The following is a 14,135-nucleotide window of genomic DNA, read 5'->3' on the forward strand; positions in this document are numbered from 1 at the left end:
CTGACGGATTTCCCACGCACTCGGCGCGGATTGATATCCTCATCTCCTCCTGGAGGCTGGACAGATGATGCGTTCCAAATTGACGTTCGTGGCCGGCGTGGTCGCCGGTTCGGTGATGACCGCGGGCCTGCTGACGGTCGGCGCGGCCGGACTCGAGGCGCTGCGCGTTCCGCAGGCCGCAACAGCCACGAAGCCCGCCGGCATCAAGTACTCCACGCAGGTGGTGTTCGAGAACGAGCGTGTCCGCGTCAAGGACGTGACGTTCCCGGTTGGCGTGCCCGATACAGGCATGCACACACACGAGTTCGCGCATGTGGGCGTGATCCTGACCGAAGGGCAGTTGCTGTTCACCGAGAAGGACGGCAAGAAGGAGACCGCGTCATTCACCAGCGGCAGCGTCGGGTTCCGCGCCGCCAATGCCACGCACATGGTTTCCAATCCCGGCACCAGGCCAATGCGTGTAATCGAGGTCGAACTGAAGTGAACGGTCCGCCCGTGGGTCAGGTAGGGACCGCTCTCCGAGCGGTCCACTGCCTCGCCACGCTTTCGCGCATCACACGGTGGTACATCGCGCTTGGGCTGCTTGCCGGCCTCGCGGCGACGGCCATGCTACGCGCTCACGCTGGCGGAGCGCAGGCGACTGCCGCGTCGACGCTCCCCAACATCGTCGTCGTGCTTGCCGACGACCTGGGCTATGGCGACCTCGCGTCGTATGGACATCCGCTGCACCGGACACCGCATCTCGATGCGATGGCCCGCGAGGGCATGCGCGCCACTTCGGCGTATGCGCCGTCGCCGTCCTGCTCGCCGACGCGCGCGTCGTTGCTGACGGGACGATATGCCTTCCGCGTCGGGATTCGTGCGCCGCTGTCGCCGCGCAGCAGCGAAGGCCTGCGGGCGCGCGATCACGTGACGCTGCCGCAGGTACTGCACTCGGCCGGCTACCGGACGATGCTGGTTGGTAAGTGGCATCTGGGCGACCAGCCCGGGATGCGGCCGATGGATCATGGCTTCGATCGGTTCGTCGGCCTGCTGTACAGCCACGACTACAAGGCTCCATTCGTGGAAACGCCGGAAAAACTGGCGCTGTGGAACGGCGAGCAGCGCCGCGTCGAGGAACCCGATCCTGCGACGCTGACGGCGACCTACACGCAGGAAGCCGTATCGTTCATCAAGGAGAGTGCTTCCGCACGGCGGCCGTTCTTCCTCTATCTCGCGCATTCGATGCCGCACGTGCCCCTGGCCGTGTCGCCGAAGTGGCGCGGCACGACATCGAGCCCTTATGGCGACGTGATGGCGGAATTGGACGACTCGATCGGGCAGGTGCGGGCCGCCCTGGCCGCGGCGGGCGTTGCAGGGAATACGCTGGTCATCTTCACCAGCGACAACGGCCCGTGGAATGCGATGCCCGATCGCATGTTCGGCCGCGACATCGTCAAACCCTGGGATCACGGCACGACCGGGCCATTTCGCGGGGGCAAGGCCGGCACGTACGAAGGCGGGCACCGGGTGCCTTTGATCGCCGTCTGGCCGGGAACGATCCGGCCCGGGCAGGTCACCGAGGCGCCGATCAGCATCGTCGACTTCTTCCCGACCCTGGCTGGTCGCGCGCATCTCGCCGACAAGGTGCCGGCGAACGTCGATGGTCTCGACGTGTGGCCGGCGCTCTCGGGCGCGACAGCCAATCCGCCGGAGCGGATGCTGCTGTACGACAACCTCGGGAAGGCCGAGGCGATCCGCGTCGGGCCGTGGAAGTTGCGGGAGAGCACGACGGGGCAGGGGGAAGCCCGCCAGGAAAAGGTGGAATTGTTCGACTTGCTCCGGGATCCCTCGGAGCGGTACGACCAGGCGGGGGTGCAACCGGAGGAGGTCGCGCGTCTCCGCGCCCGACTCGACGCGGAGAACGCTCGGCGCTGAGATGACGCGACTTGGTCTGCAAGACGTACAGGGCGGCGGAACTCTGCTAGAATCGGACGTTCTGCTCCGAGCCGCCCCCGAGGTGTTGGAGCAGCCTTCAGGGTGCCGGTGTAGCTCAGCCGGTTAGAGCATGCGTCTCATAAGCGCAGGGTCGGCGGTTCGAGTCCGCCCACCGGCACCACAGTTCCTTCCAGCCTCATCCATAGTGGTCCACGATAGCGGTATTTGCGCCTGATTTTGCAGCAAGTCGGTCTCTGGTGGTCTACACTTGTCCCCAGCCACCGCCACGTTGTTGCAGTAGGAGTCGCAGTAGAGGGCGCCCTACTGCATCCTTCTCCGGATTTCCTACTGCAACGTGGCCGGCCGGAGGCGTATGCCGCGTCTTGTCGTGCCCCTCAGTGATGCGAAGATCCGGCGAACAAAGGCGGGCGCCACGCCTGTCCGCCTGTCGGACGGAGACGGCCTGTATCTGCTCGTCCAGCCGAGCGGGTCCGCCCTCTGGCGCTTCGACTACATCCTCCAGGGCCGCCGCAACACCCTGTCGCTCGGCGCCTACCCGGAGGTGTCGTTGACGCTGGCGCGCCAACGTCGAGCCGAGGCGCGCGCCAAGGTGGCCGCTGGCATCGATCCGAGTCGCGAGCGACAGGCGGCCCGCGAAGCCGCCACCCAGGCGATGACGTTCGGCGAGGTCGCCGACGAGTGGCTTGAGCGCCAGCGGCACGTGCTGGCGCCGATCACGTTCGAGAAGGCGAGCTGGATGCTGAAGACGCTGGTAAGTCCCTGGCTCGGCAAACGGCCGGTCGCCGAGATCGAGCCGCCGGAACTGTTGCAGGTGCTCCGCCAGATCGAGGCTCGCGGGAAACACGAGACAGCACACAGGACGAAGCAGCGGTGCGGTCAGGTTTTCCGCTACGCGATTGCGACCGGTCGCACGCAGCGTGACCCCTCCTCCGATCTGCGCGGCGCGCTTACTCCTGTGCGGCACCAGCATCGCGCAGCAATCACCGACCCAGCCCGTGTAGGTGAGCTACTGCGCGCCATCGACGCGTTCGAGGGCACATTCGTCGTCGGCTGCGCTTTGAAGCTGGCACCACTGCTGTTCGTGCGTCCCGGCGAACTGCGTCGAGCCGAATGGTCGGAGATCGACCTTGGCCAGGCGGAGTGGCGAATTCCTGCCGAGAAGACGAAGATGCGTGAGGCCCACCTCGTGCCTCTCAGCACGCAGGCGGTCGCCATCCTCGCCCTCCTGAAGCCGCTGACTGGGACCTCTCGGTACGTGTTCCCGTCCATTCGCACCAGGCACCAGGTGATGAGTGAGAACACGATCAATGTCGCACTCAAGCGCCTTGGGTACGACGCTAGCCAGATGTGCGGCCACGGCTTCCGGGCGCTTGCGTCGACGCTGCTCAACGAGATGGGCTGGGCGCCGGACATCATTGAGCGCCAGCTCGCGCACGCGCCGCGGAACAAGGTGCGCGCGGCCTACAACCGTGCGCAGCACCTAGCCGAACGCCGCAAGATGATGCAGGCCTGGGCTGACTTCCTGGACGGCCTGCGCCGCAAGGGAGAGGTCGTCCCGCAGCACCGCAGTGGCGGACGGGATGCGGACCACTGAACCGCAAGTCGCCACGAACTGGTCAATCCCGGCGGACTCACACTATCCCTGTAGCGATGACGGCGGGCAGGTCACGCCGCCATCTTGCCAATCCATGCCGATGCGAACGGCGCGCTACCGCGGTCGACGATGAGCCAACCACGCGTCGAGCTTTGCCTCGAACTCGCGCTCGTCCTGCAGTGCCCTTTCTAGTACGCCTGCTCTCCCGGGATCGAGCTGCGCCGGCGCGCGCGGCGCATTCAGCAGGTTCTCCCCGCGAATGGTGCGCAAGACGAGCTCGGTCAATCCATCCACCCACCACACTTCGATATCTCGCCCGTATGCGGCCGTGGCTTTCGAGGGTGTCGACAGATATCCCTGCCAGCCCGGCCTGGTCGCGATCGTCTGCAGCTCCTCGAACGTTCGCCCGGCCTGAGGAGGAAGACTCTTATACCCGCGATGCACGAGCAGCGGCTGAAGAGCCAGGTTGACGGACGTCTCCGCGACGCCGGCGTGAACATCGAGCCCGAATGCGGCAATCTCGGCCGCTGAGAAATGTTTCGCCGCGATCGCCCTGGCCCGGGATTGAATGGCCGCATCGGCGCGGAAGAGGCCGCTCACGTGCAGCATGCTGACCTTGAACGTTTCGCTGACGAAGTCACAGCCATCATTCACGGCGATGCCGTGCGAGGGGGAGGCGTGGCCAGTCAGGACGAAGATCCATTTGAACCCGTTCTGCGCCAGCTGTGCGCCGAGATCCGCAACCAGCGACCGGAGAGTAGAGTGGCGGATGCCATAGGTGCCTGGGTGGACGAAGACGCCGCCGATGACGTTCGCGCCGGTCTCACCGTAGTGAATCGTCGGCATCATCACAACACGCCATTGCGGCAGGGCGGCGCTGACCTTCGTCGACACGCCGGCGGCCTCGTACTCCACGCCGAAGGTATCGGACCCGACCGGCAGATGGGGACCGTGCTCCTCGAGCATGCCGATTGGGAGGATGAACATCGTGCGCTCGCGATCGAGCGCGTCGATCTGTGGCCACGCCAGTTCTTCGAGCTTGCGGATGCGTGAATCTCGAGGCTGTGCGAGTGAGGGCACAGTGCCGAGAACGCAGAGGAGGGCGATGTAATGGAGCGCACGCATAAACGGCACTCTCCCTTCGGGTCAGCGACGGCGTTCCGATTCTACGCCTGACGCACCTGGCCGGGAGCGCTACGGAGTCGGGCAGCAGGTCCAATCCTGGTCCTCGGGATGATCGTCATCGGCTATCAACGACCATCGAGATGGTCAGGCCAGGATTCGAGCTGAGCGGCGACCTAAAGCGGGTCGGCCCGGTCATCCTCCAGACCTCGTGCGACACCCTCCGCCGCTCACCGCGGCGAACTGAACCTGGCGCTCACCGGATACGCGGCCTCGAGCCAACGAGGGGCTCGAGCTTCACGACGACGCCGGCGTGACCGCCTTCTTGGCCAATGGCTCCATGGTCAAAGCCAGCCTCGCCTGTGGCTTGCCCGACGGCTCTACGCCACTCGGCGCCGCTTGGGCCGTTCGGCTGGCGCCAGAACGAGCCGGAGCTTGAACGGATCGAGCAGCCTGTTCAGTGTCTCGAGGGTCGGGTTGTGGCGCGGATTGATGGCACGCTGCACATTCGGAGCGGCCATGTCGATCTTGTCGGCGAACTCCTTCACGCCCATCGCTCGGATCACCTTGCCGAGCGCGACCTGAATCGCCACGCCCTCGTCCATCGCGGCAAGCAGGAACTCGCGGGCGAACTCAGCATCTCGCAGATCCTCGGCGAGCCCGACGTTCCAATCCTGACTGCGTCGTGCCATCTCACTTCCCTCCCAGGTACTCGCGCCAGTACACCTGCGCCAGGCGAATGTCCCGCGTCTGTGAAGCCTTGCTGCCGCCGACGAGCAGGAGCACGAGCGCAACGCGGTGGCGGCCGAAGTAGATGCGGTAGCCCGCGCCGAACATCACGCGCGCCTCCAGCACGCCACCACCAACGCTCCTGACGTCGCCGAAGTTCGCGTCTTCGAAGCGCAGGACGCGTGCCTGGATGCGCGCAGGAGTCACACGGTCAAACTCGAGCAGCCACTCGCGATACGGGGCCGCTCCGCCAGCCGTGACGAACTCACGGACGCGCACCTTCATGACGACGGTAAAGTATCACATTAGATATTAATTCGGCAGCCAGAGGTGCGCCGGCCCTACCGGCAGCTCGGTGACATCTTCCCCAACCTGCAGCAGGACCGGGGCGGTGTGGTCAGCCCGGGTCGGCTGCCGATGGGGCCTCCACGAGCAACATCCTGCACGCGACCCTGCGCCGGAACGAGGGCCTGGCGCACGTCTTCCACGATCTCGAGTCGATGGAGCGTGAGAGTGGGATCGACCTCGTGTACGAGCGCCGGTCTCTCAGGGACGGCCGTTGCCTGCTGTGGTCGAGCCGCCGACCGGATGTCGGTCACGGTACAGCGCCGCATCGTGCGGGCCGAGTCGTTGCACACTCATCGCGCAGGCCGACGAACGCTATCAACTGAGTCAGCGCGAGCACATCACGCTCGGCCTTTCGGGCAGCTCGCTCAAGGCATGGGTGGGGCGGCTGCCGCAACTCGGCCTGGTGCGAACGGCTGGACGGACGAAGCGACGCGACTGAAGGCGCCAGCGAGCCTGCGGCTGCACTTGGACGCCGCCGACGGGACGGCTCCCCGAAGGACCGCGTCACCGTATTACGGCCAAATGCAGGTGACGCAGCCGTCGGCCCATTGGTCGCCATTGGCACCTGTCGTTGCAGGCCGTCGGCTTCGAGCGTTTGGGGGTCGGGCCGCTGCTCGTGCATGGCATGCAGGACGGCCCGGTGGCGGAGAGCAGCCGCGCGCCACGGAAGGTACGCCTCGCCGTCGGAGGCACAGCGCCGGCGCCAGCGTCGCTGCACGATCCGGATCGGCCAGGCTTGGAAATAGGTGTCCATCACGCGTCTCGGAAGCGCGATGGCAGCGTAACCTTCCGGGAGATGCCGAGCGGGATGTCGAAATCGGTAGAATCCGGAGTGTACCTGTCCTGACACACGTGAAGATGTAGCCGGCCCGACTGAGCTTGTGTCCTATGCCCAAGCGCGCGAGTACCACCACCACGTTCGACCCGTGGGATCTTCTACCCACCTGCAAATACACCGTGGGCTCGTGGGGCTACAAGGATGACGCCGCGCATGAATTGCGCAACCACTGCAGGAGCCTGGGGATCGCGCCTGATCTCACCGGACTTGGCGAAGACGGGCCCATGACGGTGATGGCGCGCCTCGGCCAGCAGCACCATCTCCATGTTTACGAGCCCAGATCGTTCGAGGGTGGCAGCGACTACTGCCTGGTAGTTTCCCGAGCCGTCAGGCGCGCGGTCACGATGCTGTCACTGACCCAGGCCTGCACTTCGGACTGAACCCATCGTGCGCAGTTGCTACCGAGTGCGATCGGTCTCGGGAAGAGCCCTTGCTTGATGAGGTTGTACACATGGGCCCGGCTCATGCCCACGATGGCCAGGACGTCGCGAAGGCGAAGCAACATCTCGCCTTGGCCGTGGCTTGCGATAGTCGTGAGTCCGGTGCCGTTGCTAGGCTCGGCGGTGGACTGGCCGCACCGCTGTTGAAGCTGATGTCCCCGAAGGGCAGTCCTGGCGAGAGCGCGAGATGTCGTGATGGGGCTCGGCATGGTGATGCCTCGAGCGCGCACAGTCGTGGCGAATGGACGTGGTTCCGTCGACGCCGGCAGTTCACGCAGCATCTGTGACGGTGGATGCAGGCCATAGGCCGGCATCGTCGCCGGCCAAGCGCGGGCGACGTGGGTCGACTTGAGCGATGTTGCGACCGTACACCTCGTAGAACTCTCCGACGCCGGCAAATCTTACAACCGTGCGCTGGCGCGGCCGGCGGACCGCCGTCGCGTTAGCGGTGTGTCCACTGCGCATCGCGAGCTGGATGGGCGTGGGAGGCAGCTGAACGGAGGGAGTGCCCCTCCGCTCGGAGCATGGCCGTCGCCTGGGCGATGTAAGTTTCGAGCGGAACTCAGAGTTCTACTCCATGCGGGACGGACGTGCAGGACGCGTCCTCCTCTTCGGAGAGGAACCGGATGTACCACCTTCTGCAGGTCTCCAGCTCCACGCCGCCCAGCCACGCCCGCACGCTCGTCTCGGTCATGCTCCTCGCGCTGCCCTTCGCCGGCTCCGGCCGAGCGCGACGTCGAGCGACTTCGCGGGGCGGGTCTTGTCGACACCTTCACAGCCGTCGTTGACGGCGAGCGCGCGACGGTCTTGACGTTGTCCGAGGACGGCCTCGACCTCCTCGAGAGCGTCCGTCGAGATGACCGGACGGGCCCGGAGCAAGCCTTTCATGCGGGGCCGGCGACACGCCGCGAACTCCAGCACGACCTCAAGGTCTTGCACGCGTACCGCGAGGCGGCCGACGACATCCGTGGGTCAGGGGGGCGCGTCCGTCGGGTCGTGCTCGAGCGCGACCTGAAACGCGAGTACCAGCAGTTCCTCCAAGCGCCGAATCGCGAGCGGCGATCCGGCAGTGGACGCCCGGCGCGCGATGCGGCCGAGATCGCGCGCTGGGCTGCGGAACGCCATCTCCCCGAACACGACGGCCACGTGCAATTCCCGGATGCGCGGGTGGAGTACGAGCGCGCGGACGGGCGCCTCGACGTGCGGGATCTCGAGGTCGTGACGCCGCACTAACCAGTCACCGCAGGCGAGGCCGGGCCATCACGCATCAAGCGTGGGGCTCGCCTCGGCCTCGTCAAGGCGCGACGCAAGCGTCGCCCCCGCGTCGCCGCGGGACTGCGGCCTTGACGAACTCGAGGACTCGCCCGGACTCGTCGTCAACTACGTGATGCCCGGCGACTCCTGATGTTCAGCTCTGATTGCGGAATTCGATCGTCAGACTGAGGAGAGCTGCTCGATCAGCATCGACAGCGCGGCCGAGTGCGGCGCGCCGCCGGCGGGCCACCCAGCACTGGTCGCCACGTATCGTCGGAGACTGATGCTCAGGGAACGTGTGGAATCGCTTTGGAACCTTGTACGTTTCGGGAACACGATAAAATCGTTGGTTCATGGTTCGCGCCGGGCGTTCGTCCATCCCTGTCATCGACCTCTTCGCCGGCCCCGGCGGTCTCGGAGAGGGGTTCTCGGCGTTTCACCGAGAGGACGGGAAGGCACCCTTTCGGATCAGGCTGTCCATTGAGGCCAACCCGGTCGCGCATCAGACTCTAAGATTTCGCGCCTTCTTCCGCTCATTCAGAGATGGGGCTGTTCCCGGCGAGTACTACGACGTATTGCGTGGACTCCGCTCGCCGCGTGACGTCTTCGATTGCTACCCGGAACAGGCGGAGCTGGCCGACCGAGAGGCTTGGTACGCCACGCTCGGAGCCACCCGTCGTGCCGACGTGAATAGCCGCATCGAGGCGTGTGTCGCTGACGCCTCCCATTGGGTCCTCATCGGCGGACCGCCTTGCCAGGCGTACTCTTTGGCGGGCCGTTCCCGAAATGCCGGTAAGGACAATTACGTGCCAGAGGAAGACGATCGCCAGCTCCTCTACGTGGAATACCTCCAGGTAATCGCGGACCACTGGCCCTCGGTCTTCGTCATGGAAAACGTCAAGGGGCTCCTCTCGGCCAGCCTGAATCAGCAGCGCCTATTCCAGCGCATCCTTGGGGACCTGCAGTCCCCGCGAGAGGCCCTCCGCCGGGAAGGTCGTTCCCTGACCGGCCGTCGTAGCTACCGCTACCGCGTCCATTCCGTGGCGGCGAGAGATGCGCTTGCGACAGCCGCGGTCAGCGACTACGTGATCCACGCAGAACGGTACGGCATCCCACAAGCTCGTCATCGAGTCTTCCTGATCGGCGTTCGCGAAGACCTCGACGGAGTCCTTCCCACACTGGCTCTGAAGCCGCACTCAACGGCCGCCGATGTGCTCGAAGGCCTGCCTAGAGTTCGCAGCGGTCTCTCCGGCGGCCACGACAGCCCCGAGAAATGGCTGGCCGCTGTCGAGGCTGCACTCGACACCTCATGGCTCCGGTGGTTGCGACGGGGGGAGACAGTCGCGGTGGCGGACTACCTGGCGGATCGACTCACGAAGCTTCGGTCGCCTCGTCTTGACCGAGGCCGACCGTTCATCGAGGGAAGCTTCCAGCCTCGGTTCGAGCAAGAGTGGTTCTTGGACCCTCGCCTCGGCGGCATCGTCCAGCACGAGACGCGCGGACACAGATCTGACGACCTGCAGCGGTACCTGTTCGTTTCCGCCTTTGGTCATGTCCTGCACCGCTCGCCCCGGCTCCAGGAGTTCCCGCGAGAGCTGCTGCCGGCGCATCGAAATGTCCACGACGCGATGAACAGCGGCCACGGCGCCGGTGGCCGAATCCAGGATCCGGACTTCCACTTTGATGACCGCTTTCGAGTTCAGGTCAGGAACAGACCGTCGACCACGATCACCAGCCACATCGCAAAGGATGGGCACTACTACATTCACTACGACCCGACGCAGTGCCGAAGTCTGACAATGAGGGAGGCTGCGAGGCTTCAGACATTCCCGGACAACTACTACTTCTGCGGGAACAGGACCTCTGGCTACGGGCAGATTGGAAACGCCGTACCACCGCTGTTGGCACGGCAGGTCGCCGGCTCCGTTCTCAGTGTGCTTGATGACTGACGTGGCAGCCAGACCAGACCTTGACAGCTCGCCGTCAGCGCATCGCAGTTGGAACATGTCCCGGATCAAATCTGGCGACACAAAGCCTGAGATTGCCGTCCGATCGATCCTGCATAAGCTGGGCTACAGATTCCGGCTTCACGACCGGAGTCTTCCTGGTCGACCGGACATAGTCCTGAAACGGCACCGCGTCGTTGTTTTTGTGCACGGTTGTTTCTGGCATCGACATCGTGGTTGCCCGTTCGCCTATACGCCTAAGAGCAATGTCCCGTTCTGGACGGCCAAGTTCACCGACAACGTTGCCCGCGACCAAGTGTCGACTCGCCAACTGCGCCGCGACGGCTGGAGGGTCCTTGTGGTCTGGGAGTGCCGCCTGCGGCACCCGTCGCGCCTGCGAAGCGACATCCAGCGCTTTTTCCGGTCCGTCAAGTCCGCTCAAGATCCGCGGACTTCGCAGCCCTGACGCGGCGAGGACGACAGCCCAGCGTTGATGGCCACCGACGGCGGACAGATGGCCGACTACATGAAGCGCTTGAACTCTGCCGGCATCATCTGCCGTATAGCCAGCATCTTCATCGCGTAGAGGTCCCACGTCAGATCAAACTGGTTCAGGATGTCAGCGAAGCGCCTCGCGCTGCCTGGGCCGCTTCCAGCCGCTCCTCTCTTCACCCTCTGAGTTGCCGGATCAACGTACAGGTCCGTCGCGAGCTCCATCGCTGCCTTGTTTGTGACGATCTCCTGCCGCGAGGTCAGCTGCTCCGCAAGCTCGCCCAGCTTGTCGACGGGCCCCGCCAACACGGCGAAAGCGCGCCAAGGGGCGTCTCGGTGAGCACGGTACACTGTGTAGGGCCCCGCCAAGAGATGTCTGTAATACTTGCGATAGTCGTCGACGGCCGGAATGTAGCGCGCCTGTTCGTCAGGTTTGCGGCGGCCCTCTTCGTCAGGCGGGCACACCTGATCGAAATAGAAGAGGGTTAGCCAAGTCCACAGCGAGACGTCGCGTTCAACGCTCTTGAGGCCGGAATCGGTCAGCTTCGAATCCAGATACTTTGCCAGCTCGAACCTGTTCTCGAACGTCGTCACCGTGACCTCGATGGCGACTTCCAGCGGGCTCGACATCTCATCGTTGTCCAGGAGCCAGGCCGGGACTCCCTGAGGAGTGGGCGTATTCAATGAATCCAGAAAAGCGGTGAACTGTTCGATTCCCCTTACCGTTAGGCGGCGGACCTTCATGACTCTGAGCCTCCAGACCAGTGGGCGCCAAACCGCGCCTTCATGCCATGCATGCGCGCGAACGCCGCTACTGACGCGTTGATCCAATCCTCGAACGAGTCCTTCTCTTCTTCCGCGGGAACCTCGGAACTGCCCGGCAGCGCCGCGGCGAATCGCAGCCACCGAGCCTGCCAGTCGTCCGGATCGTCTGTATCGAAGTACTTCTCGACCCAGAGGACGCGTGTGAGGATCTCGCGCAGCGCCTGCGGCAGAGCCATGCAGACAAAGAACGGGCTGTGAGCGAGAGCACGCCAGTCGCCGAACTGGTTGTTGATAAGGAGCAGCGGCCGGTTGCTGAAGTCCACTCGGAACACTTCTTCACCGAGGTCGGCCGGCTTAATCGGGAGGAGTGGTTCGCGAGTCACCTCGCCATTCGCTTTTCTGTGGATTGGCGAGATCTGGTCAGCCTCGGCAAGGAGCCGGCCCTCCGGATCGCTCGTTGCCGTGACACGGACTCTGAACAAAATCCCTTCGCGCGCGTCGAACTCTGTCAGGAGTAAATCGCCAGGCACCTTGATGGCGCCCACCGTTCCGAAGTCGAATCGCATCCAGTTCGTCTGGCGGTACGCTTCGACGAACACTCTGGCTTCAGACGGCAGGCCGTACGACGTCAACGAGAGGCCTGCGAAAAAGCGCAGTGGGGCCTCCTCGATGCGCACGTTCGTGTCAGAACGCTCGAGGGCCTTACGCCCAGTGTAGTTGTACCGCCTAATCACCGGCGTCTCCCTTCACCACACCACGGACGACGAGATCACGGTTCTCGTCGAAGCCGCTGACCGTCAGACTGAAATCCTTGTCTTGAATCGCAACGAGGACTCGGTTGTTCTCGGCCTCGACGATGTCCAGTCCCTTCCTGTCGAGCTTGATAGGAGACTTGTCGAGCCTGAAATCGGCAGCTCGGTAGCGGGACATCGCGTTTCCGCGTCGGACGTCGTAAGCAGCCCGCAGCTCGATACGGGACGGAATTGGCGCACCAGGCTCGCCGGGCGTTACCGAGAATCCCCCCTTGACTCGGTTGATCCGGAAGCGGGACGGCGTCGGCGGTGGTGGAGGCGGTGGAGGCGGTGGAGGCGGTGGAGGGGGTGGAGGGGGTGGCGGCTCCTTGTCCTTATCGTTCTTCCCGGGCCCCTTGTCCTTCTTCCCGTCGCCGCCAGACGGCAGGTTGAAAAAGTCGATTAAAAGCGTCGGATCGATCTCCTGCTCATTCCCGACAATGGCTTGCTGAATCGCGGACACGGCGCCAGTGACGAACGTGATGTACGACTTGCCGTACTTGTACTTCCCCTTGAAGTGCGAGCTGTCGTGTTGCCACTGCGTGTGCGCCGGGTTCTCGGAATCACCGAGCAACGTGGCAAGGGGAGAGTCCTTGATGACCACAAGCGCCCGTGTCCCGCGGTTGCGGCGCGTGGGACGAACGTCCGAAATGATGATGCCGTCGCGAATGAAGACGGGGCGGCCATCATCATCGGCATCGTCGCGGACCATGTAGATGTCGAAGAACGCAGGTGCCGGCGTCGAGTCCTTCAGGCTGACACTCATGTGAATCCGAAATGCCAATCGGTCGCCCGCGTGAAGGCGTGGTCTGAGTGCCGCGATCAGCTCTTTGGGAAGTTCCACATCCTCCCATTTGTACGAGTTCCTCGGTTCGGGAACGCTGATCTCGTTCATGTTGGAGGAATCGAGCGCAATAGCCCATTTTGTCAGGTCAAGCGTGGGCACAAGTTCACGAGCCAGTGCCGGATCCGTCGCGGCAAGCGTCGCTTCCAAAGTCGCCGCACTCAAGCTGACCGTCTCTGAGGGCGACTCCACATCGACGATCAGGTCTCCGCTCAAAATCGCGTAGAAGTAGTCTCGCGCGGACGCGGCGACGAGGTGTTTAAACTCGATCTCGCTGTCGTACCAGGGCACGACGACGGACAGTCCAGGCCGCTCTCCTCGTTGCAGCTTGAAGTCGCTGCAGAAATCGTCAACCAGCTGAGGATCCTCGAACGGCATCGACAGGCCGTCCTCGTCTAAACCGAGCGAGCCGTCAGGCTTGTAGTACTTGTCGCCAATGAGATGAGACTTGAGGACCGCCTGTCCCATGAACAGCCGGCGCTTGTCGGCACGCGCGGTCACAGCAAGAAAGGAATTGATGCGGCTCGAACGAGGGAAGACGTATTTGCCGATGCCCCAGCGACCCCGCTGCTGATCGGTTTTCGCGGATTTTCCCTCGGTACGGAAGAAGTAGTAGAAATGGTTCTTCTGGCCCGGGACCTCCTGGCTTTGCCCGGGATCGCCTTCGAGGCCTCGCGTCGAGAAGTCCTCGCAGACCAGGAACGGACAGCCGTCCGCCGGTCCAGGGATGTCGCGCAGTCCGTTTCCCTCCGCGCCGAGGTGCTGCCAGGAGCCGTTCATGTAGAACGCCATGCGCGTCGAGGGAATTGCGCCGTTCTGGCCCGAGATGTAAAAGCGAACACGAACCGGCTTGGCAGTGCCGGCATCGAGCGAGTTCTGGACTGCCTCCCGGACGAACGCCTCGGCCGGATTTTTGATGGCGTCAGTCGAGAAGAACTCGCCTTGGATCGGGTCGCGGACCTTGTCTCCCCGTGACCAAGTCTTGAAGTCCCACTTCAGCGTCACCGGTTGCTCCTCCTGGCCAGACACATTGC

Annotated in this window: 14 protein-coding genes and 1 tRNA gene; 8 read left to right on the top strand and 7 right to left on the bottom strand. The window is 64.2% G+C overall.

The genetic code is table 11. The features are described from left to right. The first annotated feature begins 64 nt into the window (after window positions 1-64). The 4 genes from LuPra_RS02895 (at window position 65) to LuPra_RS02910 (ending at window position 3,532) form a co-directional block, all read left to right on the top strand. Entirely contained in the window at window positions 65-484 is a 420-nt protein-coding gene (locus tag LuPra_RS02895) for a cupin domain-containing protein (protein WP_110169361.1), read from the top strand. Continuing rightward, entirely contained in the window at window positions 481-1,917 is a 1,437-nt protein-coding gene (locus LuPra_RS02900; protein ID WP_110169362.1) for a sulfatase family protein, read from the top strand. The genes LuPra_RS02895 and LuPra_RS02900 overlap by 4 nt, the downstream gene beginning before the upstream one ends. Before the next feature lie 104 nt (window positions 1,918-2,021). Beyond that, window positions 2,022-2,098 (top strand) — tRNA-Met (locus LuPra_RS02905). A gap of 207 nt (window positions 2,099-2,305) precedes the next feature. Continuing rightward, a complete protein-coding gene (locus LuPra_RS02910; protein ID WP_234800694.1) occupies window positions 2,306-3,532 on the top strand; it encodes a tyrosine-type recombinase/integrase in 1,227 nt (408 codons plus the stop codon). A 114-nt stretch (window positions 3,533-3,646) separates the two neighbouring features. Here the strand turns inward: LuPra_RS02910 and LuPra_RS02915 are convergent, their stop codons facing one another. The 3 genes from LuPra_RS02915 to LuPra_RS02925 form a co-directional block, all read right to left on the bottom strand. Beyond that, a complete protein-coding gene (locus LuPra_RS02915; protein ID WP_110169364.1) occupies window positions 3,647-4,657 on the bottom strand; it encodes a creatininase family protein in 1,011 nt (336 codons plus the stop codon). Window positions 4,658-5,034: 377 nt separating this feature from the next. Then, window positions 5,035-5,346, bottom strand: coding sequence for a helix-turn-helix domain-containing transcriptional regulator (locus LuPra_RS02920; RefSeq protein WP_110169365.1), 312 nt, complete (start codon window positions 5,344-5,346; stop codon window positions 5,035-5,037). 1 nt (window position 5,347) lies between these two features. Further along, window positions 5,348-5,668: a type II toxin-antitoxin system RelE/ParE family toxin gene (locus LuPra_RS02925; protein ID WP_110169366.1), complete on the bottom strand. Its 321-nt coding sequence runs from the start codon at window positions 5,666-5,668 to the stop codon at window positions 5,348-5,350. Between the two features lie 951 nt (window positions 5,669-6,619). Here LuPra_RS02925 and LuPra_RS32485 point away from each other — a divergent pair. Beyond that, window positions 6,620-6,949, top strand: coding sequence for a hypothetical protein (locus tag LuPra_RS32485; protein WP_162271252.1), 330 nt, complete (start codon window positions 6,620-6,622; stop codon window positions 6,947-6,949). Here the strand turns inward: LuPra_RS32485 and LuPra_RS34220 are convergent. Beyond that, on the bottom strand, window positions 6,871-7,323 hold the full coding sequence (locus tag LuPra_RS34220; protein ID WP_418001393.1) for a helix-turn-helix transcriptional regulator: 453 nt from the start codon (window positions 7,321-7,323) through the stop codon (window positions 6,871-6,873). The genes LuPra_RS32485 and LuPra_RS34220 overlap by 79 nt on opposite strands. A gap of 493 nt (window positions 7,324-7,816) precedes the next feature. On the opposite strand from LuPra_RS34220, the gene LuPra_RS02940 reads away from it, so the two are divergent. The 3 genes from LuPra_RS02940 (at window position 7,817) to LuPra_RS34225 (ending at window position 10,675) form a co-directional block, all read left to right on the top strand. Next, window positions 7,817-8,242, top strand: a complete 426-nt coding sequence (locus LuPra_RS02940) for a hypothetical protein (protein ID WP_110169368.1) — start codon at window positions 7,817-7,819, stop codon at window positions 8,240-8,242. Between the two features lie 374 nt (window positions 8,243-8,616). After that, window positions 8,617-10,212 (top strand): DNA cytosine methyltransferase, encoded by a 1,596-nt coding sequence (locus LuPra_RS02945; protein WP_110169369.1) that lies wholly within the window; start codon window positions 8,617-8,619, stop codon window positions 10,210-10,212. A gap of 55 nt (window positions 10,213-10,267) precedes the next feature. After that, window positions 10,268-10,675, top strand: a complete 408-nt coding sequence (locus tag LuPra_RS34225) for a very short patch repair endonuclease (RefSeq protein WP_418001394.1) — start codon at window positions 10,268-10,270, stop codon at window positions 10,673-10,675. A gap of 56 nt (window positions 10,676-10,731) precedes the next feature. Here the strand turns inward: LuPra_RS34225 and LuPra_RS02955 are convergent, their stop codons facing one another. The 3 genes from LuPra_RS02955 to LuPra_RS02965 form a co-directional block, all read right to left on the bottom strand. Beyond that, a complete protein-coding gene (locus tag LuPra_RS02955; RefSeq protein ID WP_110169371.1) occupies window positions 10,732-11,445 on the bottom strand; it encodes a hypothetical protein in 714 nt (237 codons plus the stop codon). Continuing rightward, window positions 11,442-12,011, bottom strand: a complete 570-nt coding sequence (locus LuPra_RS02960) for a hypothetical protein (protein ID WP_234800695.1) — start codon at window positions 12,009-12,011, stop codon at window positions 11,442-11,444. The genes LuPra_RS02955 and LuPra_RS02960 overlap by 4 nt, the downstream gene beginning before the upstream one ends. Before the next feature lie 181 nt (window positions 12,012-12,192). Continuing rightward, window positions 12,193-14,106, bottom strand: a complete 1,914-nt coding sequence (locus LuPra_RS02965) for a hypothetical protein (RefSeq protein ID WP_110169373.1) — start codon at window positions 14,104-14,106, stop codon at window positions 12,193-12,195. Between the last annotated feature and the right edge of the window lie 29 nt (window positions 14,107-14,135).

Source organism: Luteitalea pratensis (assembly GCF_001618865.1).
Taxonomy (GTDB): domain Bacteria; phylum Acidobacteriota; class Vicinamibacteria; order Vicinamibacterales; family Vicinamibacteraceae; genus Luteitalea; species Luteitalea pratensis.